This is a genomic window from Helicobacter pylori (genome assembly GCF_003638305.1).
GTDB classification, from domain to species: domain Bacteria; phylum Campylobacterota; class Campylobacteria; order Campylobacterales; family Helicobacteraceae; genus Helicobacter; species Helicobacter pylori_DJ.
Map to the genome: position 1 here is coordinate 21,432 of NZ_MVYP01000014.1, position 21,532 is coordinate 42,963.

Below are 21,532 nucleotides of genomic sequence, written 5' to 3' on the forward strand. Positions count from 1 at the left end.
TAAAATTTTAAAAAAGCCCCTTAAGCCCTTTTTCAAGCTTTTCTTTGAGCTTATCATCTTTAAGCAAATGGTCTAAACCTTTTTTAAGGGTGTCGTTTTTAAGGATTTCTTTCAAGCCTTGTTGCAAGTTTTGCTGAATGGCTTTCTCATTTAAAATGAGGGAAAATTTTGGTTGGTGCATGTTGCCTTGAAGTTTCATTTTAAAAATGAATTTTAAGATTTCCGCATCCATGAGCATGTCCATTTGCTTGGTGTTTAAATCCAACAAGCCGTTATGGATTTTCAATTGGGTTTTGGGGCTTTTTAAACTCAAATCAGAGAGCAGGCGTTGCTGGTTGATTTGGCTTACTAGATTGGCATCGTTATAGATTTCTTTAGTAATATCAAATTGAGAAATGGAGTAGAGGAAATCGCTGAATGCATTTTTGAGGAATCTTGCGTTTTTTAGGCGGGCTTTCAATACGCCTTGCTTAGAGATAAGGTCATAATCCAAGTTAGCGTCTGCAATGGATTGGAAAAATTTAGGGTAATGGAATAATTCTAAGGCTTTTAAAGTGGAAATATTGGAAAAACGGGCTTTCAAATCTTTATTTAAAAGCGTGAAGTCTAGCGCGCCGTCTAGTAAATTTGAATGGCCGCTGACTTTTAAGAGTTTGGGGCTTTGTTCTATATCGCCGTTTAAAGTCAAGCTCCCTTTTAAGGGGTGGTTGGTAATGTTTTGGAGTTTGGCTAGGTTGGGTATTTCTAAAGTGTAGGGGGCGTTGAGTTTTAAAACAGAGAAAAGATATTCGCTTTTTAGGGCTGTGAAATTAACTAAAGGGCTAGTTAGGGTGGTATCGCTGATGGCTTTGTTTTCTTTAAAATCGCTTGAATGCGAGAGGTTGAAAACGAGCGTGTCTTTAAGGTTTAAATGAAAAATTTGATTCATTAAAGCGTTATTGATTAAAGCGTTATTAGCTGTTAGGATCAAATGCCCTTCTAAGGGCTTTAGAGAGTTAAAATCCGCTTGTAAGGACACTTTTGCGTTCGCATAAGCGGGGCGGTTGATTAAATAAAGCAAATCTTCTAAATTGGCGTCTTGTGCGTTCAAGCTTAAATGAGAAAGCTTGAAATCATCTAAAAGGGCGTTGTAGGCAGTGTGGGATTGAGCCGCATTAGAGACGCCTTGAACTACAAGGGCTTTTCTATGCCCTTTAATGTTCCCAGAAGTCATAATAGCCCCCCTTAAAGGGTAGGGTATCAAATCCTTAAAAGAGTGTAAATTTTTAATATCTATATAGTAATTCAAATTTACGCTTTGCTTTAAAAGCGAGAAATCCCCCTTAAGAATGAGCGTGGAATCATCGTTAGCTTGAGCTTTGAAATCCAAAGAGTTGAATCTCAATTTAAAGGTTTTAACGCTCAAGTAGCGTTCGTTCGGGTTGATTTTTTTCTCTATATACGAAGCGATGATTTTATTCCCCCATTCTGTAAAAAGGATAAGATAGGTTGTTAAAAGGCCGATTAAAAGAAGCGCGAGTAGGGTATAAAGAAATTTTTTCATGTTTGTTTGTCCTTGAAATAAATTGAATAGAATATATTAGCTTGTTTTGTAAGGGTTTCTAACATTTTTTCCACGCTCTAACGAAAGGCTTGAATTGAGCTGATAAAGAAAGAATTAAGTGCTCAAAACCCACAATTTAGTAACAACACGCTTAAAATTATTGAAAAACCCAAAGCCCTAAAATTTTAAGCCCCTTAGAACAAATATAAGCCGATAAAGCCGCTAAAGATAGAAAGCGAAAGACTACAAAGCAAAAGAGATTTTGCGCCATTTAAAGAACAAAGCAAACAAAAAATCTCAATTTAATTTAATCTTTCATTAAGGAGCTTTGAGTTAAAAGATTTGCGGCGTTAAACAAAGACGATCCAATCGTTTAGGATTTCTCAACCAAAGACACGACTGATAAAAAGAAAAAATTTAAGGAGAAAACATGGTGGAGAATAGCGGGATCGAACCGCTGACCTCCTGCGTGCAAAGCAGGCACTCTCCCAGCTGAGCTAATTCCCCAAAGATTGTAAAAAATGGTGGGCTTAGGAGGAGTTGAACCTCCGACCTCACCCTTATCAGGGGTGCGCTCTAACCACCTGAGCTATAAGCCCTTAAAGTCAATAAAGATGAAATTATAGATTAAATTTTCTTAAGAAATCCTTAAATGATAAATGGGATTAAGATGTTATAATAGTTGTTATTTTTTCATTTCAAAAGGGGTTTTTATGGCATTATTATTCACAGGAGCGTGCGGGTATATAGGCTCGCATACCGCAAGGGCGTTTTTAGAAAAAACCAAAGAAAATATCATTATTGTAGATGACTTAAGCACCGGTTTTTTAGAGCACCTCAAAGCGTTAGAGCGTTACTACCCTAATAGGGTTGTGTTTATTCAAGCGAATTTGAATGAAACCCACAAATTAGACGCCTTTTTGAATAAGCAACAGCTAAAAGATCCCATTGAAGCTGTCTTGCACTTTGGGGCTAAAATCTCAGTAGAAGAATCCATGCGCTTGCCTTTAGAATACTACACCAACAACACGCTCAACACTTTAGAGCTTGTCAAACTTTGTTTAAAACATGCAATCAAGCGTTTTATTTTTTCTTCTACGGCCGTGGTTTATGGCGAGTCTGGTTCAAGCTTGAATGAAGAAAGCCCCTTAAACCCCATTAATCCTTATGGAGCGTCTAAAATGATGAGCGAAAGGATTTTGTTAGACGCTTCTAAAGTGGCGGATTTCAATTGCGTTATCTTGCGCTATTTCAATGTGGCTGGGGCATGCATGCACAATGATTATACCACGCCTTACACGCTAGGGCAACGCACGCTTAACGCCACGCATTTGATCAAAATCGCATGCGAATGCGCGGTGGGGAAAAGGAAGAAAATGGGGATTTTTGGCACTAACTACCCCACTAGAGATGGCACTTGCATTAGGGATTATATCCATGTAGATGATTTGGCTAACGCGCATTTAGCGAGCTATCACACTCTTTTAGAAAAAAATAAGAGCGAGATCTATAATGTCGGCTACAATCAAGGCCATAGCGTGAAAGAAGTGATAGAAAAGGTTAAAGAAATCTCAAACAACGATTTTTTAGTGGAAATTTTAGACAAACGACAGGGCGATCCAGCAAGCCTTATTGCCAATAACGCTAAAATCCTACAAAACACCCCTTTCAAACCCCTTTATAACAACCTAGACACCATTATCAAAAGCGCTCTAGATTGGGAAGAACACCTTTTGAAATTTCAATAATACACCCTGTGCAAATACAAGCCATTAGCCATTATGGGCGTTCTTATAGTGGCTTTGAGGTTATGGATTTGTGCTTGAATTTCAGCGAGCGTGATTTTTTCTAAGGAATATTGAACGCACGCTTGAATGATCAAACGCACACTAGAGCGTAAAAACGCATCGCCAATGATTTTAAACACCACGCACTCATGCCCCATGATAAAGGCTGTATAAGCAAAAGCGTTAAAAATGATGCGATTAGGATTGGTTGTAGCCCCGCCTTCTTTTTTAAACATGGAAAAATCATGCTTGCCTGTGAATTGCTTTAAAGCGGTATTTAACGCATCTAGTGAGCCATAATCCCCACAAGCGATATAGGGCGCTAAAAAAGGCGTTTTTAAATTCTTCGTCAAAAGGTAACGATACGCTCTTTTTTGAGCGTCAAAACGCGCATGGAAGTTTTTTTCTTCTAGTTTTTTTAAGACAATGTGCGGGGCGAGTTTGGGGGCTAGATAATAAAATAATTTAGCGGCATTCCAGTGTTTTGGAGCGTGAAAAGACAGCGCTTGGTTGTTCGCATGCACGCCTTTGTCCGTGCGCCCAGCCGCAATTACGCCGCTTTTAATCCCTAGCGCGTTTAAAGCGCTCTCTATTTTATCCTGAACGCCGAGTTTGTTAGGCTGTTTGGCATAGCCTAAAAAATACGCCCCATCATAAGCGATAGTAGCCTTAAAACAACGCATTTAATAACGCTTTAAAATGAATTTTCTAAACAACAAATAAGAGCCAAACGCCCAAATAAAGGGGAAGAAAAAGGTCATCAAAAACAAATCCGTAGAAATCACATGCACCATTAAAAAATAAACCCCAACCGCTCCAAGGACATAAAAATAACTCCAATTCGTTTTGAATCGTGGGTTGGCGATGCCAAATAAGGGGATTAAAAACACGCTCGCTAAAGGGAACAAGGAAACTAAAATCGCTTGAGAAAGACGGCGTTTTTGATTTTTATTAGCGTTTTTACCAAAGGCTTTTTTCCAATAACCTAAATAATCCGTGCCTTGCAAATAAGCCGCATCATTAGAATTGAAAGACTTGAGCTTGTTGCGCAAATGCAATTCTTCAAAATCAACTTTACGCATTTTATCGCCTTGAGTGAAATACGCATGCCCGTTATACAAATTCAATTCAAACACGCCGTTTTGATTGTTGATATTGCCTTTTTGGGCTAGAATGAAGCTTTCTTGAGAGAGGCTTTTATTAGAAAAAAGCACTAAATTATCATAGGAATTGTTCTCAGCCTTATCCACATACACGAGCCAATCGCCTAATTTTTGCCCGAATTCACCGGCTCTGATGTTAATATCAATCTTGTCTTTTTTTTGACGCAAAAACCCGTAATAAGCGCTCTTAGAAGTGGGGATTAAAATGAGCGAAAACACCAATAAAATCGCACTCACTAACAGACTTAAAGGCACAAACGCTTTAGTCATTGTTTTGGGCGAAACCCCTAAAGAGAAAAACACTAACAATTCATGGTCATAGCTAAGCCTTGAAAGCCCCAAAGCGCAAGCCGCAAAAAAAGTGATCGGCAAAATAAAAAAAATGGTTCCTGGTAAGGAATACAAAAAGAGTTGCACCAAATCTAAAAAGCTCACTTTAATCACGAGCGTTACGCTTGCGATACTGATTAATAGCACGATAGAAGAGATAAAAAACAGCACTAAAAAGAAAGAGAAAAAAACCTGCGAAACCGCCATGAAAAGATAGTGTTTAATCATGCCTTAATCTTTATTGCACCCCATCTATGACAGGCACAAACGAGCATTTTTCTAGCACTTTTTGGACGCGCAAGGCGTTATTTTGCTTCACAAAGCGTTTGATCACTTGCTCGTTGTTTTCTTGAATGGGCGCAACTAATATCCCGCCTTCTTCAAGCTGATCAATAAGCGCTTGCGGGATATTTTTAGCGCAAGCAGAGAACAAAATCCTATCGTAGGGGGCGTATTGATCCCAGCCCTTATTCCCATCAGCGAATTTGACATGAACGTTGTCTAAACCGAGAGTTTTAAGGCGCAAACGCGCTTCTATATACAGGCTTTCAATCCTTTCAATGCTGAAAACGCGCCTGAAAATTTGAGACAGCACTGCCGCTTGATAGCCGCTCCCGCAGCCAATTTCTAGCACGCTGTCCACATGATCGATTTCTAAATATTGCGTCATTTTGGCCACGGTTAGGGGCGAAGAAATGTATTGTTGCGCTTGCATAGAAAGCGCGTTTAAAGTGTAGGCAAAATGCTTGAAAGGGGCTGGCACAAAAACCTCCCTTTCAATGCTCTCCATAGCTTTCCTCACTTTGGGGTGTAAATTGAAACGCTTATGGATTTCTTCACACATCAAATGGTTTTTGATACTATTCAAACAAACCCCTTAAAAATCATCAAAACTCACGCTCCCTTTGGCGTAATTGCTCACCCTAGCTTCAAAGAAATTGGAGCGTTGCTCATTGAAGCTTGAAAAGCTCTCTACCCATTTAATAGGGTGTTGGACGCCATAAACTTTAGCGATACCCACCTTACTCAAACGGCTATCCGCTAAAAACTGGATGTATTGCTCAATCAAGCTTGAAGTTAGCCCTAAAATCTTGCCTTGCGTGATATAATCCCCCCATGAGGCTTCAATTTCTACCGCTTTTTTAAACATCTCTATGACCTCATTAATCAATTGTGGCGTGAATAGATCCGCTCTTTCATTCCTTAAAGCGTTGATCATGTTTTGGAATAAAATCAAATGCGTTACCTCATCTCTTTGGATAAAACGGATCATTTGCGCTGAGCCTAGCATTTTACCGCTCCTAGCCAGCGTGTAAAAATAGCTAAACCCGCTATAAAAATAAATCCCCTCTAAAATTTGGTTCGCAAAAAGCGCTTTGAGGATGTTTTCTTCTGTGGGGTTTTTGGCTAATTCCATATACACTTGCGCGATATAGTCGTTCTTGCTTTTTAATTGCATATCGTTACGCCACATGTCATAAATTTCTTCAGTATTCGCGCTTATGCTTTCTACCATCACCGCATACGCATGGCTGTGTAAGGCTTCTTCATAAGCTTGGCGCACCAAACACAAATTGATTTCAGGACTGGTAATAAAGGGATTGACATTGTCAATTAAATTATTGGTTTGCAAGCTATCCATAAAAATGAGTTGCGCTAAAGCTCTGTCATAGCCGATCTTTTCTTCTGCGCTTAATTTCAAATAATCTCTTTTGTCATCGTTCATGCTCACTTCTTCAGCAAACCAGGTGTTAGCGAGCATCGTTTTCCACAAATGATCCGCCCATTGATACTTGATTTTATTCAAATCAAACATGCTTGTAGGATTGCCCCCAAAAATCTTTCTTTCATTCACACTTTCTGTAGAATCGGGGTTGTAAATTTTCTTGCGTGAAACTTCCATTGTGTTCCTTAATTTCCTTAAAACTATCTAATGATATAGTCTCGTTAGAATACCTTAAAAGAATTTAAAACCCCCTAAAAGCCAAAAAAAACTCCAAATTTTAAAAAACTTCAATTTTTCAGTATTTTTAAAGGATTAAAAAGCTAGAATACTGCTTCTTTATTTTCTACTCTTATGTATGTGCATGCGATGGCGTGCGGTGTGCGGAAGTGGCGAAATTGGTAGACGCACTAGACTTAGGATCTAGCGCCGCAAGGCATGAAGGTTCGATTCCTTTCTTCCGCACCATTCTTAATGATTAAGATTTGAAGCCCTAAATGAAACTCATTCTATCTTAAGATCCTCAAAAGTTTTTAAAACGCTATGAGCGATATTTTGAACGCTCTCTAAATTCAAATTCGCATGACAAGGCAAGGAAATTTCAGCGTTATAAAAATCCTGCACGCTTTTTAATGGGGCTGTGTTGAAGAGTTGTTGATACAATTGGTACTGGTAAATGGGCTTGTAATGCACTTGGGCTAAAATGCCACGCTTGTGCAGATTTTCTAAAATGAGTTTTTTGCATGTAAAAAATTTTTGGTGCATTAAAATAGGATAAAGGTGGTTAGAGCTTTTGTGTTTTAACAAGGGGTGTAAAGGGGTGAAATAAGGGTTATCTTTAAAAATCCTATCATAGGTTAGAGCGACTTCTTCTCTTTTTTGCATTAAAAGGGGGGCTTTTTTAAGCTGGCTCAAACCCAAAGCGCTTTGGATTTCATTCAAGCGGAAATTATACCCTACGCTTTTGACTTCGCCTTCAAAAAAATCTTTTTTGAGCATGCCATGAGAGCGAAACAATTTCATTTTTTCATGCAATTCGCTATCGTTAGTAACGACCGCTCCCCCCTCAGCCGTAGTGATAGGCTTAATGGCATGGAAACTAAACACGCTTGCTAACGCAAAGCCTCCTACTTTTTTGTTGTGATACTCGCTCCCTAAAGCATGCGAGCTGTCAGAAAGAAAACTCAAAGAATGTTTTTTGCAAAGCTTTTGAATGCTTTCTATTTCTACGCTTTTACCGGCATAATCCACGCTCACTATGGCTTTGGTTTTTTTAGTAATGAGCTTTTCTAGGGCTAATTCATCTATGTTGCCATCGTTTTTGACTTCAGCAAATACGGGTGTATAGCCGCTTTCTAAGAGCATGTTAGCCGTCGCTACAAAGCTTATAGGGGTGGTGATTATTTCATTACAATGAGCGCTAAATCCGCTAAAATTCCTATAAAGCGTTAAAAGGGCTGAAGTCGCACTGTTAAACACCAACGCATGCTTAACGCCCAAAAACTCGCACAAAGCTTCTTCAAACAAAAGAGAGCGTTTGCCTTGCGTGAGCTGTTTAGAATTTAAAACCTCTAAAACAGCCTTTTTATCTTCTTCATCTAAACAAGGCTCGCTATAAGCAAACTCTTTCAAGCGAGCAAGTCTTGCAAGCGAGATGGGGTGATCTTGCTTGTGTCATGGACATCTTGGAATTTTTGAGCGTTCAGTCTTGTTTTATCTAAGGTGTTGTATTCCTTGTTCAAATGATTCGTTTCAGCGAGCTGTTTTTTCCACTGGTGCAAAGAGTTTTGAATGTTTTCTTTCTCACTTTCTAATGATTTTGAAAATTTCTCCAAAGCCTTCGTATCGTCAATATCAATATTGCTAGGGAGTTTCAAACTATCATTGCCTGATTTTTGGTTGAAAGAATCAATCGCTTTATCCAAACGGCTTTTAAAATGCTCAAAATCGCTTCGATCTTTTTCATTGTTATGAGCGTAAGATTTAGAAATCCCCACCAACTCTTTAGCGTCTTTATCCATGCCTTTTAAGCTTTTGAGACGGCTTTCTAAATCCCCTATGGCTAGGTTATCCTGCTTAGCTTGTTTGGCTAATTTGATTTTTTCATCATTCTCTGAAAGATTTTGAATTTCCTTATTTTCTTCTTTTCTTGCGTGCGGACTAACCCTTTGGGTGTGGTAATCCCTCATCATCAAAGACGGGTTATAATGATTTGAAATCTTAGACATCCTATCCTCCACTTCATTTTATTTCTTAAAGATAAGATAAGCAAACTTTATTCCTAAAAACATTTTGATCCACTTAATTCTATCTAAAAATATTAATCTAACTCTAAAATCCTCTCTAACTCTTTGATGAGGTTTGTAATTTCTTTCAGTTCTTTAAGATTGAGGGTGAGCTTATAATTGACTTGATTATCAGGATTCATTGGCACTAGTTGCTTTTTAAATTCATTTTGTTTCATAAAGTATTTTCTTTCTTTATGAATGTAGTTGATTTCATCTTTTTTAAAAATTCTATAAAGCAATTGGTCCTCGCACACTCCTAAGCAAATCAAAAAATCATAGTTGTATCGTGGGTTTATACCATTGAACTGAAAAGTGTTGTTAGTTCTGCCTTTTCGTGCTGTTTTAACTTCAAAGGACACACCGCTTTTTGTCATAATATCGTATTCATCATGAATAATGCCATCATTGATCACTTCATCTATAGCGTTAAGCACACTTTTTAAAAACTCTTCACCAATCTGCCCTATAGCGTTGGCTTCAAAATCTCTAATTTTTGAAAAAATAGCGTTGTAATCTTGCCCTAAATTCAATTCTTTATGTTTTTTTTCAATAATTTTTAAAAAAGTTTGTTCTAAGTCCATCAATTATCCCTTAAACTATCCAAATGATCATATAAGGCTTGAAAAATATGACTTTTGCCTAAATGATAGCAAGAATTAGTCGCTAAACTTGCGTATTTTGTCCAATCAATTTCTTTGAATAGTTTTTTTAATTTAGCGTTTAAAACCTTGTCAGCGCTGGTAAATACCACAGCAATACCAGATTGATACTTAACTTCCTCAAAATTCTCTACAATTTGTGTGCTTTTATAAAAAGTTGATGAAATGTAAAAAGACGCTTTTTGATTAAAAATCCACTCTTTACCGCATTCTCTGTTTTTAGCTAATGAAACCGTGAAAACCTTGATATACTCGCTAAAGGGTTCTTTATGGCGATTCTTATACCAAGAAAATTCACTTTTTTTATTTTGATACTTTTTGCTCCAAATTTGAAACACGCAATGCACATCCACTTCTTTATTTTTAAAATCTATAAACGCATTTTTTTCTAAGCGTTCGCTATAAAGCAGATTCAAACCTTTCACACGATATTTAATAGAACCTTTTCCTTGACTTTCAAAAAACATGGGCAAGATAAAACACACAAAATCACAATTTCTAGCATGGTTGATAAATTCTAACGCCATAACCCCACGATGCCCAAAAGGAGGGTTGCCCAAGCAAATCACTTTTTGATGTGTGGGCAATTGATAATTTAAAAAATCGCATTGAATAAATCCATCTCTTTTAGGTTCAATGTCTATACCAATGCGTCTATTTTTAGGGAATAAGTCATAAAACACCCCATCGCCTGCACTTGGCTCTAAAAAAATAAAGTCATCTAGATTTTCGTATTTTTTAATAACTTCACAAGCTTTTTGAAAGCATTTTAAAGCCACACTAGGCTTAGTGAAATACTGATCTAGAACATTGCTAGAATTTTCTTTCATCTCATTGCCATTGACATAGCGTTTAGGGGTAATTTCTTTAAACAAGGTTTGCATGAAAAAACTTTACTATAAAACCATAAAACTTAATGCTGACTTTTTCTGATCGCTTAAAACCCTTAAACTATGCTTAAAAAAACCCTTAAAACTTAAAAATTTTCTTCTAAATACTTCGTGTGGATTTTTGCTTGCCTGAAATCCGCATTTTCAAGCATTTCAAGGTGGAAAGGAATGGTCGTTTTAATGCCTTCTACTTTAAATTCCTTTAAAGCCCTTTTCATCTTAGCGATCGCTCTTTCTCTGTTTTCACCCCACACAATGAGTTTGCCAATCATAGAATCATAGTGCGTAGGCACGACATAATGAGCATGTGCATGCGAATCAAGGCGCACATTTACCCCACCAGGAGCGATCCATTCGGTGATTTTACCCGGGCTTGGGTAGAATTTTTTAGGATCTTCTGCAGTGATTCGGCATTCTATCGCATGCCCTTTGAGAGAAAAGCTTTCTTGCTTGGGCAATTTTTCGCCTTGAGCGATTTTAATCATCCACTCAATGAGGTTTAACCCGCTCACCATTTCGCTAATGGTGTGTTCCACTTGCAAACGAGTGTTCATCTCCATGAAATAAAAATCTTTCATGTTAGAATCGAGCAAAAATTCAAAAGTCCCCGCCCCCACATAGCCGATGTATTTAGCGGCCTTGATCGCTGTTTCTAGCAAACGCTCACGCACGCCTTCTTCTAAAACCACCGCTGGGGTTTCTTCAATGAGTTTTTGCTGGCGTCTTTGCACCGAGCAATCCCTTTCGCCCACATGAATGACATTGCCATGCTTATCGGCTAGAATTTGGACTTCAATGTGCTTGGGCTTGTTGATGAACTTTTCTAAATACACGCTCCCATCGCCAAACGCGCTCAAAGCTTCCGTTTCTGCGGCTAAATAAAGGTTTTTTAATTTGGATTTATCTCCTACGACACGCATCCCCCTCCCGCCCCCACCAGCAGCCGCTTTAATGATGATAGGGTAGCCGATTTTACCAGCGATTTCTTCAGCTTCTTGATAGCTTTTAAGCAATCCTTCACTACCCTCAATCACAGGCATGCCGGCTTCTTTCATCACGCTTTTGGCTTTGGATTTATCGCTCATTAAAGCCATGACCTTCGCGCTCGGGCCAATAAATTCCAAAGAATGGTGCGAGCAAATCTCTACAAAATTCTGATTTTCACTCAAAAACCCATACCCGGGGAAAATCGCATCCGCTTCAAACAATTCCGCCGCGCTAATAATGGCCGGGATATTCAAGTAACTCTCGCTGGATTTGGCCCCCCCTATACACACTTTTGCGCTAGCCGTATTGAGGTAGTGGGCGTCCTTGTCAGCGATAGAATAAATGGCTATGGATTCTTTACCCATTTCTTGAATGGTTTGGATCGCTCTTAAAGCGATCTCGCCTCTATTAGCGATCAAAATGCGCGAAAGCTCTTTCTTTTCTATCTTTTTATTTTCTTTATTCATGGATTTTAAAGCTTTTCAACTTTGATGAGTTTCGTGCCGTATTCTACCGGTTGAGCGTCTCCCACTTCAACAGAAACCACCTTGCAAGGGTATTCCACTTCAATTTCATTCATGATTTTCATCGCTTCTACAATGCCCACGATCTGCCCTTTTTTAAGCGTATCGCCCGCTTTGACATAAGGCTCAGCCCCAGGGGAGGGCGCATGATAAAAAGTGCCTACCATAGGCGAAAGCACGAAATCTTCTTTTTTATCCACAATAGGGGTGCATACCATAGGCACAGGGGTTTGAGCGCTTGGCATGCTCGCTTCTACCATAATGGGGGCTTGGATGGAAGCTTGAGAATGAGCGGGACTTAACGCATTTTTTTTCGCATAAGCGGATTCTTTATCCAAAACCAGTTCAAAATGCTCATGCTTTAATTTCAAATGCCCTAAATCAGAAGCTTTAAATTCTTTGATCAACTCTTCAATTTCAGAAAGGTTCATAACGATACTATTCCTTATATTATTTTAAAATATGCCACAAACACATAATCTTACTAACCATAAGCGTTTTTAGCAAAAAATTATTGTTATAATAACATAATTATTAACAAACTTTAAAGGCTTTGTGCGTATGGGATTGAAAGCGGATTCTTGGATTAAAAAAATGAGTTTAGAGCATGGCATGATTAGCCCTTTTTGCGAAAAGCAAGTCGGTAAGAATGTGATCAGCTATGGTTTGAGCAGTTACGGGTATGATATTAGAGTGGGGAGTGAGTTCATGCTTTTTGATAACAAAAACGCTTTAATTGACCCTAAAAACTTTGACCCTAACAACGCAACTAAAATTGATGCGAGTAAAGAAGGGTATTTTATCTTGCCCGCTAACGCGTTCGCCCTAGCCCATACGATAGAGTATTTTAAAATGCCTAAAGACACTTTAGCGATCTGTTTAGGCAAAAGCACTTACGCCAGGTGTGGGATCATTGTGAATGTTACGCCTTTTGAGCCGGAATTTGAAGGCTATATTACGATTGAAATTTCTAACACCACTAATTTACCGGCTAAAGTCTATGCCAATGAGGGGATCGCGCAAGTGGTGTTTTTACAAGGCGATGAAATGTGCGAGCAAAGCTATAAAGACAGAGGCGGTAAGTATCAAGGGCAAGTGGGCATCACTTTGCCTAAAATTTTAAAGTGATTTAAAGAAAGATAAAAGCGCTTATCCTTTGGGCGTTGTTTATTTTTAAATACAAATAATACCGCAATTTCTCAAAAATGTATTATAATACGAAAATTCAGTTTGATTGAGTTACAGACTCTTTGAGAACAAAACGCTAAACCATTTAGGAAATTACCATGCTAAGATTCGTTAGCAAAACGATTTGCTTGTCTTTAATCGCTTTCAACCCTTTAGAAGCCTTTCAAAAAAACCAAAAAGACGGCTTTTTTATAGAAGCCGGGTTTGAAACCGGGTTATTAGAAGGCACACAAACTAAAGAACAAACAACAACCCAAAACACCCAAAACACCCGCAACACTTATGAAAACCCCCTAACCCACCCCCAAACTAAAGAGCAACCCAAAGAACAAAACAAAAGCGATACAGCCACCCCACAAAGCGTCTATGGGAGATACTACATACCCCAAAGCACCATTTTAGAAAAAGCAACCGAACTATTCACTACGGACAATATAGAAAATGGCTTAACTTTTTATTCTCAAAGCCCTGTGTATGCGAATATGGTTAATGGGAGCGTAACCATACAAAACTTTCTGCCTTACAATTTAAACAATGTTGAACTTAGTTTTAAAGACGCTCAAGGCAAGGTAATCAATTTAGGCGTGATAGAGACTATCCCTAAAGATTCTCAAATCATTCTGCCTGCAAGCTTGTTTAATGATTCAGAATTTGAACAAGTTGATAGCTTTAATTACCAACAACTTCAAGCCACTGCCACACAATTTTCTGATGCTAACACGCAAAGTTTGTTTCAAAAGCTCAGCCAAATCACGACCAATGTAACGATGAGTTATGAAAACGCCGATACCAACAATTTTAAAGGTAATTGCAATGATTGTGTGTCAGATTTCACCCCACAAACCGCAGAAGAATTGACCAATTTAATGTTGGATATGATTGCGGTGTTTGACTCTAAATCGTGGGAAGAAGCCGTTTTAAACGCCCCTTTCCAATTTTCTAACAGCTCATCAGAGTGCGGCTCTGACTTTCCTAAGTGCGTGAATCCTTTCAATAACGGGCGTGTCGCTCCCATCTATGAAAAATATGTGCTAACCCCACAATCCGTTATAGATGCGTTTAGAAGAACGATCAATCTTGAAGTGAATATCCTAAAATCAGGGTTTGTAGGGCTAGGGTATGAACTTGATGATAATGATGGTAATCTGGGGATAGAAGCTTCTGCCTTAAATCCTGAAAAATTGTTTGGTAAAACTTTGAACAAAGTTGATATTGTGGAATTAAGAGACATTATTCATGAATTTAGCCACACTAAAGGCTATACGCATAATGGGAACATGACTTATCAAAGAGTGCGCTTGTGTCAAGAAAACGGCGGAGCTATACAAGAATGTGAGGGTGGGAAAGAAGAATTAGTCAATGGGAAAGAAGAACTAAAATTTACAAATGGGAAAGAAGTGAAAGATCAGGATGGTTACACCTATGATGTATGTTCTTTTTATAAGGACAACCACCAAGTCTATACAGCGGGCAGTTACCCCAATTCCATCTATACTGATTGCTCTCAAGTCCCCGCCGGGCTTATAGGCGTTACCAGTGCTGTTTGGCAGCAACTCATTGATCAAAACGCCCTACCGGTGGATTACACTAATTTGAGCAGCCAAACCAACTATTTAAACGCTAGTTTGAACACGCAAGATTTTGCGACCACTATGCTTAGCGCGATCAGTCAAAGCCTTTCATCTACTAAATCTAGCGCCACTACCTATCGCACTTCAAAAACCTCACGGCCCTTTGGAGCCCCCCTATTAGGCGTTAATCTTAAAATAGGCTACCAACATTATTTCAATGACTACATAGGGTTAGCCTATTACGGCATCATCAAATACAACTACGCCAAAGCTAACGATGAAAAAATCCAGCAATTAAGCTATGGTGGGGGAATGGATGTGTTGTTTGATTTCATCACCACTTATGCTAATAAAAAGCAAGGCAATCCAACTAAAAAAGTTTTTGCTTCCTCTTTTGGGGTGTTTGGGGGGTTAAGGGGCTTATACAATAGCTACTATGTTTTCAATCAAGTCAAAGGAAGCGGTAATTTAGATATAGTAATCGGGTTTAATTACCGCTACAAGCATTCTAAATATTCTATAGGCATTAGCGTTCCTTTAATCCAAAGCGGTATTAAAATCGCTTCTAATAATGGCATCTATGCGAACTCTGTTGTTTTGAATGAGGGGGGTAGCCATTTTAAAGTGTTTTTTAACTATGGGTGGGTGTTTTAGGGGTTAAAAATTGGCTTTAACTCAAGCTTTTTAGCAAAAAATTAAGATCTTAAGTTTTTAAAATTTGTTTTTAAAACTTTTGCGATACCCCCTAAACTTGCGCGATACTCGCCACAAACACGCATGCACTCTCAGATTTTAGCACCATATCTAACGGGATGCGATAAATTTCACGCTCTTTAAAATACCCTCTTTCTTGTTCGCTAAAGCCCCCTTCAGGCCCTATGATAACGCCCTTTTCAAAATCCGTGCTTGCGGGCAAGGTTTCGCCGTTAAAATCCAAAACGCTCGCTTTAGGGTAGGCTTTTAATACCTCTTTAGTGTTTGGAAACGCTTCCAATTCCATTAAAGCACTCCTACCACACTGCTCGCAAGAATGGATCAAAATCTTTTGAAAACGCTCTAATTTGGCGCTGTCTATTTTTTCATTACGCTGGCTAAAATCCGCATAGAATAAACTCAACTTGCTCACGCCTAACTGGTTTAAAAAGGGTAGGATTTTTTCAATGCTTTTGATTTCAATCACGCTTAAAATCAAATGTGTTTTTTTATTAGCCATAATTTTTAATGGTTGCGCGCCCACTAGCCTTAAAAGGGCGTGTTTTTTAGTGATTTCTGCATGCTCATAGGTGTATAAAAAGCCGTCTTTTAAATTCCTTAAATCCAAACGACTCGCGCTTTTGATACGCCTTGAGCGGTATAAATGGATATAACTCTCGCCTTCTATTTTTAAAACAGGCTCTTTGGCTAAAGGGTGGTAGACAAAACGCATTCAAAGGCCCATTAACACAACAATAAGGATCGTTTCTAAAAAATACAGGATTTTAGCCTTTTTGATATACGCTTCCATCCTTTCTTTTTTAGTGATAGCGAATTTCACGCTTTTATGGCGTTTGATTTCTGCTATAAGCATCAACAACAGCCCTAAAAGCATGGCAACAGCGCTAAAAGAAAATTCAAATTGCTGCATCGCCCAAATAAAAATCCCGCTCAAAAGAGCGATGCTTAAAAGAATGTAAATCGCTGGCATGACAAGATAGATTTTTTTGTTCAATTGGATAAAATTCTTTTCTTTAAAAAGGGTGTAAAGATTGATCATAAAGGCTAGGGCAAGCAAAGCAGCAAAAAAAGCATGGACAAGCAAGGATTGAGCCATCACAGAAGAATCTTGTGTATTTAATACTTGCAAACTCATCTCTAACGTTAACTTCTTTCTAACGATTTATTTTTTATTAATCGTTTTATTTTAGCATGCACTAATGAATTTGATCAATGAAAAGCTTAATAATTTAGAAAATAACGCCACAAAATCCCCCAAAGAAGCGGTTGTTCTTTTGAATATGGGAGGGCCTAACAGCCTTTATGAAGTGGGGGTGTTTTTAAAAAACATGTTTGATGACCCCTTTATCCTTACCATTAAAAATAATTTCATGCGTAAAATGGTGGGTAAAATGATCGTCAATAGCCGCATAGAAAAATCCAAAAAAATCTATGAAAAATTAGGAGGCAAATCCCCTTTAACGCCTATCACATTCGCCCTTACAGAGCGTTTGAACGAATTGGATCCTTCTCGTTTTTACACTTATGCGATGCGTTATACCCCCCCTTATGCGTCTATGGTTTTGCAAGATTTAGCCTTAAAAGAGGTAGAAAGCTTGGTGTTTTTTTCCATGTATCCGCAATATTCTAGCACCACCACCCTTTCTAGTTTCAATGACGCTTTTAACGCTCTCAAATCTTTAGAAACTTTCCGCCCCAAAGTGCGAGTGATAGAGCGCTTTTATGCTGACAAAAAGCTTAATGAAATCATTTTAAACACGATTTTAAGCACCCTAAACAACCACAAAAGCCAGGATTTTGTCTTAATCTTTTCCGTCCATGGCTTACCCAAAAGCATTGTTGATGCGGGCGATACTTACCAACAAGAATGCGAACACCATGTGAGTTTGCTAAAAGAATTGATACAGCAAAAAAATATCCCTTTTAAAGAAGTTTTGCTCTCTTACCAATCCAAGCTAGGGCCTATGAAATGGCTAGAGCCAAGCACTGAAGAATTGATAGAAAAGCACCGCAAATCTAATATTATTATCTATCCTTTGGCCTTTACGATTGACAATTCTGAAACGATCTATGAATTAGACATGCAATACCGCTTGATGGCAGAGCGCTTGGCAATTAAAGAATATTTGGTTTGCCCATGCTTAAACGATTCCATAGAGTTCGCAAAATTTATCATTGAATTAGTGAAAAACCTTAAAAGTGAGTGAAATTTGCATAAAAAGGCGATTATTATAGTAAAATACCGAGTTTTCAAATTTATTAAACAATAAAGGTTATTACATGTTTTCACTTTCTTATGTTTCCAAGAAATTTTTAAGCGTTTTGTTATTGATTTCGCTATTTTTAAGCGCTTGCAAATCCAACAATAAAGAAAAGTTAGATGAAAATCTTTTAAGCTCTGGCTCTCAAAGCTCCAAAGAATTAAACGATGAGCGAGACAACATAGACAAAAAGAGTTACGCCGGTTTAGAAGATGTTTTTTTAGACAATAAGTCTATTAGCCCCAACGATAAATACATGCTTTTAGTTTTTGGGCGTAATGGTTGCTCCTATTGCGAAAGGTTTAAAAAAGATCTCAAAAATGTCAAAGAATTGCGCAACTACATTAAAGAGCATTTTAGCGCTTACTATGTCAATATCAGCTACTCCAAAGAGCATAATTTTAAGGTTGGCGATAAGGATAAAAATGATGAAAAAGAAATCAAAATGTCCACAGAAGAATTAGCGCAAATTTATGCCGTCCAATCCACCCCTACGATTGTTTTATCCGATAAAACCGGTAAAACCATCTATGAATTGCCCGGCTATATGCCCTCCACACAATTTTTAGCCGTGTTAGAATTTATCGGCGATGGGAAGTATCAAGACACGAAAAACGATGAGGATCTCACTAAAAAATTAAAGGCTTACATCAAGTATAAAACCAATCTTTCTAAAAACAAATCCAGCTAGGAAAGTGAATGAAAAGCCTTAAGAGCTTGATTTATTTTTTATTCGCTTCTTTTTGGGTCGCTATCCCTTTAATCGCACTCTACGCTTGCGCGTGCGCGATAGCCACTTTTATAGAAAATGACTATGGCACGAGCGCGAGTAAGGCTATTGTGTATAACACCCCTTGGTTTAATTTCTTGCATGCGTATTTGTTGGTGGTTTTAATAGGCACATTCATTAAATCTAAAGCTTTGGAGCGCAAAAGGTATGCGAGCCTTTTTTTCCACAGCTCCTTGATTTTCATCATTTTAGGGGCAGCCATCACGCGCTTTTTTGGCGTGGAAGGGCTTATGCATGTGCGAGAAGATAGCGCGCAAAGCTCTTTTGAAAGCGCGGACACTTACCTTAATATCACCCTAAACGACGAAAAAAAACTTTCTTTAAAAACGCCTTTAACTTTTTATTATTCCAAACGATTAAAACCCATTCATGCCACTTTAGATCACAAGCCTTTGATTTTAGAACCTTTAGAGATTTACAAGCAAAACGCCATTAAAAAAGATGACGCCACCATTTTAGTGTTGAAAGCGACTTATAACGGCGTGAGCCGCAAATTCAACCTCATTAAAAACAACAGGAATGAAGGCATAGAAGAAAGCGAGATGTTTAAAGACGACAAGCTCTCTTTAAGTTTTGGATCCGCTTACATTGAATTACCCTTTCAAATCAAACTGAAGCGTTTTGAATTAGAGCGCTACGCTGGCTCTATGAGCCCTTCATCTTACGCTTCAGAAGTGGAAGTTTTGAAATTGGATAACACTTTAATCAAACCTTATAGGATTTTTATGAACCATGTTTTAGATTATGAAGGTTATCGCTTTTTCCAATCTTCTTATGACATGGATGAAAAAGGCACGATTCTTTCTGTCAATAAAGATCCGGGCAAAATCCCCACTTATTTAGGGTATGCGATGCTTATTTTGGGGGCTTTATGGTTGCTTTTGGATAAAAACGGGCGTTTTTTAAAGCTTTCACGCTTTTTAAAATCCCAACAAGCCGCTAGTTTCTTACTCGCTTTAATTCTAATCAGCCCTTTTACTTCTTCGTTCGCCAATGAAGGCCAAATTGACATGCATGGGGGCAAAAGCGCTAAAATTGAGCGACAAAAAATAGAAAATTCCGCTAATAAAGAAGATTCTAAAAGCGCGATTTTAGAGCGTTTGAAGCGTTTAAGAGAGTATTCCAAAGACCATTTAAAAGCCTTTCAAAGGCTTCAAGTCCAGGATTTTGACGGGCGTATCAAACCCCTTGATACTATTAGCATTGAATATATCCATAAGATTTTAAGAAAAGATGATTTTCAAGGGCTAAACGCCATGCAAGTGCTTTTAGGGATCATGTTTTTCCCCAATGATTGGCGTAGCGTTAAAATGATTTACACTTCTAATAAAGCCTTAAGGAAGCTTATTGGCACGCCTTTAGACGAAAGCCGTATCGCTTTTAGAGATGTGTTTGATAGCCGTGGGTATAAATTAAAAAATTTGGTTGAAGAAGTCAATCAAAAATCCCCTAATGCGCGCAACGAGTTGGATAAAGATGTCTTAAAAGTAGATGAACGAATCAACTTAGTCTATACGCTTTTTAGCGCTCAATTTTTACGCATTTTCCCTAGCGATAAAACCACCGCTTGGATCTCGCCCATTGAAGCGATCAACAGCCCCAATAAAGAAATTTCAAGCGTGGCAACGGAGTTTTTAAAAAATATTTTTAGCGGGTTTGATGACGCTTTAAAAACCAATCAATGGGATAAAGTAGAAAAAACCCTAAAAGATTTAAGCGTCTATCAGCAAGAGCATGCCAAAAACCTCTATTTATCCTCTTCAAAAGTGGATTCTGAAATTTTCTTAAACCACACCAATTTTTTTAACAGCTTGACCTTGCCTTATATCCTTTTAGGGTTGTTGCTTTTTATCGTTGTGATCAGCTCTCTGGTTAAAAACACGATTCCAAATGTTTGGCTCACTAAAACCCTTTATATGGCTATCTTGCTTTGCGCGATCGCTCATTCTATGGGGCTAATCTTGCGCTGGTATGTGAGCGGGCATTCGCCTTGGAGCAACGCTTATGAGTCCATGCTTTATATCGCATGGGCTTCTGTTGTCGCAGGGTTTATTTTACGCTCCAAACTCGCGCTATCGGCTTCTAGCTTTTTAGCCGGTACCGCGCTCTTTGTGGCTCATTTAGGCTTTATGGACCCTCAAATCGGCCCTTTAGTGCCGGTGTTAAAATCCTATTGGCTCAATATCCATGTCTCTATCATCACCGCCAGTTATGGCTTTTTGGGCTTGTGTTTTGTGCTAGGGATTTTAAGTTTGGTTTTGTTTATCTTGCGCAAACAAGGGCGTTTTAATTTAGACAAAACCATCCTCTCCATTAGCGCTATCAATGAAATGAGCATGATTTTAGGCCTGTTCATGCTCACAGCCGGGAATTTCTTAGGCGGGGTGTGGGCGAATGAATCTTGGGGGCGCTATTGGGGGTGGGACCCTAAAGAAACTTGGGCGTTGATTTCTATTTGCGTCTATGCTTTAATCTTGCATTTGCGTTTTTTAGGCTCTCAAAATTGGCCCTTTATTTTAGCGAGCAGTAGCGTGCTAGGGTTTTATTCGGTTTTAATGACTTATTTTGGCGTGAATTACTACCTTTCTGGCTTGCACAGCTATGCCGCAGGCGATCCCTTGCCGATCCCTACTTTTTTATACTTTTTGGTAGCGATACCTTTTGCTCTCGTGATCTTGGCGTATTTCAAACGCCATTTGAGTTTGCCTAAATTGGTTTAAAGGGTAAAAATGTTCCAACCCTTACTAGACGCCTTTATAGAAAGCGCTCCAATTAAAAAAAAATTACCTCTAAATCTCCCCCCCCCCCCCTAAAAATCGCTGTGGCGAATTGGTGGGGAGGCGCTGAAGAATTTAAAAAGAGCGCTCTGTATTTCATCTTAAGCCAACGCTATAAAATCACCCTCCACCAAAACCCTAACAAACCCTCCGATCTCGTCTTTGGCAGTCCTATTGGATCAGCCAGAAAAATCCTATCCTATCAAAACACTAAAAGAGTGTTTTACACCGGTGAAAACGAAGTCCCTAATTTCAACCTCTTTGATTACGCCATAGGCTTTGATGAATTGGACTTTAGAGATCGTTATTTGAGAATGCCTTTGTATTATGATAGGCT

The 21,532-nt window shown here is 38.5% G+C and carries 19 protein-coding genes, 3 tRNA genes and 1 pseudogene; 8 read left to right on the forward strand and 15 right to left on the reverse strand.

The window, feature by feature from the left end:
• Positions 1-7 precede the first annotated feature (7 nt).
• The 3 genes from EAL04_RS06555 to EAL04_RS06565 all read right to left on the reverse strand — a co-directional run bounded on the left by EAL04_RS06555 (position 8) and on the right by EAL04_RS06565 (position 2,142).
• Positions 8-1,543: a hypothetical protein gene (locus EAL04_RS06555; RefSeq protein WP_120974139.1), complete on the reverse strand. Its 1,536-nt coding sequence runs from the start codon at positions 1,541-1,543 to the stop codon at positions 8-10.
• 431 nt (positions 1,544-1,974) lie between these two features.
• Positions 1,975-2,050 (reverse strand) — tRNA-Ala (locus EAL04_RS06560).
• Positions 2,051-2,065: 15 nt separating this feature from the next.
• A tRNA-Ile gene (locus EAL04_RS06565) sits at positions 2,066-2,142 on the reverse strand.
• A 114-nt stretch (positions 2,143-2,256) separates the two neighbouring features.
• Here EAL04_RS06565 and galE point away from each other — a divergent pair.
• Positions 2,257-3,291 (forward strand): UDP-glucose 4-epimerase GalE, encoded by a 1,035-nt coding sequence (gene galE, locus EAL04_RS06570; RefSeq protein ID WP_120974141.1) that lies wholly within the window; start codon positions 2,257-2,259, stop codon positions 3,289-3,291.
• Here the strand turns inward: galE and truA are convergent.
• Genes truA through EAL04_RS06590 form a run of 4 tightly spaced genes read right to left on the reverse strand, consistent with a single transcriptional unit; the run spans position 3,285 to position 6,726 of the window.
• On the reverse strand, positions 3,285-4,013 hold the full coding sequence (gene truA, locus EAL04_RS06575; protein ID WP_120974143.1) for a tRNA pseudouridine(38-40) synthase TruA: 729 nt from the start codon (positions 4,011-4,013) through the stop codon (positions 3,285-3,287). The two genes, galE and truA, sit on opposite strands and share 7 nt — an antisense overlap.
• The gene (locus EAL04_RS06580) at positions 4,014-5,051 is read right to left on the reverse strand and encodes an LptF/LptG family permease (RefSeq protein ID WP_120974145.1); all 1,038 of its coding nucleotides are present in this window, start codon (positions 5,049-5,051) and stop codon (positions 4,014-4,016) included.
• A gap of 10 nt (positions 5,052-5,061) precedes the next feature.
• A complete protein-coding gene (gene pcm / locus EAL04_RS06585; protein WP_120974147.1) occupies positions 5,062-5,691 on the reverse strand; it encodes a protein-L-isoaspartate O-methyltransferase in 630 nt (209 codons plus the stop codon).
• 9 nt (positions 5,692-5,700) lie between these two features.
• A complete protein-coding gene (locus tag EAL04_RS06590) occupies positions 5,701-6,726 on the reverse strand; it encodes a ribonucleotide-diphosphate reductase subunit beta (protein WP_021173574.1) in 1,026 nt (341 codons plus the stop codon).
• A gap of 203 nt (positions 6,727-6,929) precedes the next feature.
• On the opposite strand from EAL04_RS06590, the gene EAL04_RS06595 reads away from it, so the two are divergent.
• A tRNA-Leu gene (locus EAL04_RS06595) sits at positions 6,930-7,014 on the forward strand.
• Between the two features lie 36 nt (positions 7,015-7,050).
• Here EAL04_RS06595 and pseC read toward each other — a convergent pair.
• From pseC to accB, 6 genes are all read right to left on the reverse strand, one after another.
• The gene (pseC, locus tag EAL04_RS06600) at positions 7,051-8,178 is read right to left on the reverse strand and encodes a UDP-4-amino-4,6-dideoxy-N-acetyl-beta-L-altrosamine transaminase (protein WP_120974149.1); all 1,128 of its coding nucleotides are present in this window, start codon (positions 8,176-8,178) and stop codon (positions 7,051-7,053) included.
• On the reverse strand, positions 8,175-8,774 hold the full coding sequence (locus EAL04_RS06605; RefSeq protein ID WP_120909052.1) for a Laminin subunit alpha-2 precursor: 600 nt from the start codon (positions 8,772-8,774) through the stop codon (positions 8,175-8,177). Before EAL04_RS06605 ends, pseC begins: the two co-directional genes overlap by 4 nt.
• A gap of 92 nt (positions 8,775-8,866) precedes the next feature.
• Complete coding sequence (locus EAL04_RS06610; protein ID WP_120974151.1) at positions 8,867-9,415, reverse strand: restriction endonuclease; 549 nt, start codon at positions 9,413-9,415, stop codon at positions 8,867-8,869.
• The gene (locus tag EAL04_RS06615) at positions 9,415-10,377 is read right to left on the reverse strand and encodes an SAM-dependent methyltransferase (protein WP_120974153.1); all 963 of its coding nucleotides are present in this window, start codon (positions 10,375-10,377) and stop codon (positions 9,415-9,417) included. Before EAL04_RS06615 ends, EAL04_RS06610 begins: the two co-directional genes overlap by 1 nt.
• A 92-nt stretch (positions 10,378-10,469) precedes the next feature.
• A complete protein-coding gene (locus EAL04_RS06620; RefSeq protein ID WP_120974155.1) occupies positions 10,470-11,837 on the reverse strand; it encodes an acetyl-CoA carboxylase biotin carboxylase subunit in 1,368 nt (455 codons plus the stop codon).
• Positions 11,838-11,842: 5 nt separating this feature from the next.
• The gene (accB, locus tag EAL04_RS06625) at positions 11,843-12,325 is read right to left on the reverse strand and encodes an acetyl-CoA carboxylase biotin carboxyl carrier protein (RefSeq protein WP_001053794.1); all 483 of its coding nucleotides are present in this window, start codon (positions 12,323-12,325) and stop codon (positions 11,843-11,845) included.
• A 130-nt stretch (positions 12,326-12,455) separates the two neighbouring features.
• Between accB and dcd the strand changes: the two genes are divergently transcribed.
• Both dcd and EAL04_RS06635 read left to right on the forward strand, forming a co-directional pair.
• Positions 12,456-13,022 (forward strand): dCTP deaminase, encoded by a 567-nt coding sequence (dcd, locus tag EAL04_RS06630; protein ID WP_000523106.1) that lies wholly within the window; start codon positions 12,456-12,458, stop codon positions 13,020-13,022.
• Between the two features lie 158 nt (positions 13,023-13,180).
• Positions 13,181-15,307, forward strand: a complete 2,127-nt coding sequence (locus EAL04_RS06635; protein WP_120974157.1) for an outer membrane beta-barrel protein — start codon at positions 13,181-13,183, stop codon at positions 15,305-15,307.
• A gap of 91 nt (positions 15,308-15,398) precedes the next feature.
• Here EAL04_RS06635 and EAL04_RS06640 read toward each other — a convergent pair whose 3' ends face one another.
• Both EAL04_RS06640 and EAL04_RS06645 read right to left on the reverse strand, forming a co-directional pair.
• Positions 15,399-16,079 carry a 16S rRNA (uracil(1498)-N(3))-methyltransferase gene (locus EAL04_RS06640; protein WP_120974159.1) on the reverse strand — a complete coding sequence of 227 codons (681 nt, stop codon included), beginning with the start codon at positions 16,077-16,079 and terminating at the stop codon, positions 15,399-15,401.
• The gene (locus tag EAL04_RS06645; RefSeq protein WP_120974161.1) at positions 16,080-16,502 is read right to left on the reverse strand and encodes a hypothetical protein; all 423 of its coding nucleotides are present in this window, start codon (positions 16,500-16,502) and stop codon (positions 16,080-16,082) included.
• Positions 16,503-16,566: 64 nt separating this feature from the next.
• On the opposite strand from EAL04_RS06645, the gene hemH reads away from it, so the two are divergent.
• The 4 genes and pseudogenes from hemH to EAL04_RS06665 all read left to right on the forward strand — a co-directional run.
• On the forward strand, positions 16,567-17,574 hold the full coding sequence (gene hemH / locus EAL04_RS06650; protein WP_120974163.1) for a ferrochelatase: 1,008 nt from the start codon (positions 16,567-16,569) through the stop codon (positions 17,572-17,574).
• A 73-nt stretch (positions 17,575-17,647) separates the two neighbouring features.
• Positions 17,648-18,319, forward strand: coding sequence for a SoxW family protein (locus EAL04_RS06655; protein WP_120974165.1), 672 nt, complete (start codon positions 17,648-17,650; stop codon positions 18,317-18,319).
• Positions 18,320-18,327: 8 nt separating this feature from the next.
• A complete protein-coding gene (locus tag EAL04_RS06660) occupies positions 18,328-21,138 on the forward strand; it encodes a cytochrome c biogenesis protein (RefSeq protein WP_120974167.1) in 2,811 nt (936 codons plus the stop codon).
• Positions 21,139-21,239: 101 nt separating this feature from the next.
• A pseudogene (locus EAL04_RS06665) lies at positions 21,240-21,532 on the forward strand (glycosyltransferase family 10 domain-containing protein); the annotation flags it as partial.

Excerpts from the sequence above, each read along its gene's own strand:
- EAL04_RS06640 (WP_120974159.1), bottom strand. The coding sequence starts at position 16,079 with ATGCGTTTTGTCTACCACCCTTTAGCCAAAGAGCCTGTTTTAAAAATA.
- EAL04_RS06655 (WP_120974165.1), top strand. The coding sequence starts at position 17,648 with ATGTTTTCACTTTCTTATGTTTCCAAGAAATTTTTAAGCGTTTTGTTA.
- EAL04_RS06555 (WP_120974139.1), bottom strand. The coding sequence starts at position 1,543 with ATGAAAAAATTTCTTTATACCCTACTCGCGCTTCTTTTAATCGGCCTT.
- galE (WP_120974141.1), top strand. The coding sequence starts at position 2,257 with ATGGCATTATTATTCACAGGAGCGTGCGGGTATATAGGCTCGCATACC.
- EAL04_RS06660 (WP_120974167.1), top strand. The coding sequence starts at position 18,328 with ATGAAAAGCCTTAAGAGCTTGATTTATTTTTTATTCGCTTCTTTTTGG.
- EAL04_RS06635 (WP_120974157.1), top strand. The coding sequence starts at position 13,181 with ATGCTAAGATTCGTTAGCAAAACGATTTGCTTGTCTTTAATCGCTTTC.
- dcd (WP_000523106.1), top strand. The coding sequence starts at position 12,456 with ATGGGATTGAAAGCGGATTCTTGGATTAAAAAAATGAGTTTAGAGCAT.
- EAL04_RS06590 (WP_021173574.1), bottom strand. The coding sequence starts at position 6,726 with ATGGAAGTTTCACGCAAGAAAATTTACAACCCCGATTCTACAGAAAGT.
- EAL04_RS06645 (WP_120974161.1), bottom strand. The coding sequence starts at position 16,502 with ATGAGTTTGCAAGTATTAAATACACAAGATTCTTCTGTGATGGCTCAA.
- truA (WP_120974143.1), bottom strand. The coding sequence starts at position 4,013 with ATGCGTTGTTTTAAGGCTACTATCGCTTATGATGGGGCGTATTTTTTA.
- EAL04_RS06610 (WP_120974151.1), bottom strand. The coding sequence starts at position 9,415 with ATGGACTTAGAACAAACTTTTTTAAAAATTATTGAAAAAAAACATAAA.
- accB (WP_001053794.1), bottom strand. The coding sequence starts at position 12,325 with ATGAACCTTTCTGAAATTGAAGAGTTGATCAAAGAATTTAAAGCTTCT.
- hemH (WP_120974163.1), top strand. The coding sequence starts at position 16,567 with ATGAATTTGATCAATGAAAAGCTTAATAATTTAGAAAATAACGCCACA.
- EAL04_RS06620 (WP_120974155.1), bottom strand. The coding sequence starts at position 11,837 with ATGAATAAAGAAAATAAAAAGATAGAAAAGAAAGAGCTTTCGCGCATT.
- EAL04_RS06615 (WP_120974153.1), bottom strand. The coding sequence starts at position 10,377 with ATGCAAACCTTGTTTAAAGAAATTACCCCTAAACGCTATGTCAATGGC.
- EAL04_RS06605 (WP_120909052.1), bottom strand. The coding sequence starts at position 8,774 with ATGTCTAAGATTTCAAATCATTATAACCCGTCTTTGATGATGAGGGAT.
- EAL04_RS06580 (WP_120974145.1), bottom strand. The coding sequence starts at position 5,051 with ATGATTAAACACTATCTTTTCATGGCGGTTTCGCAGGTTTTTTTCTCT.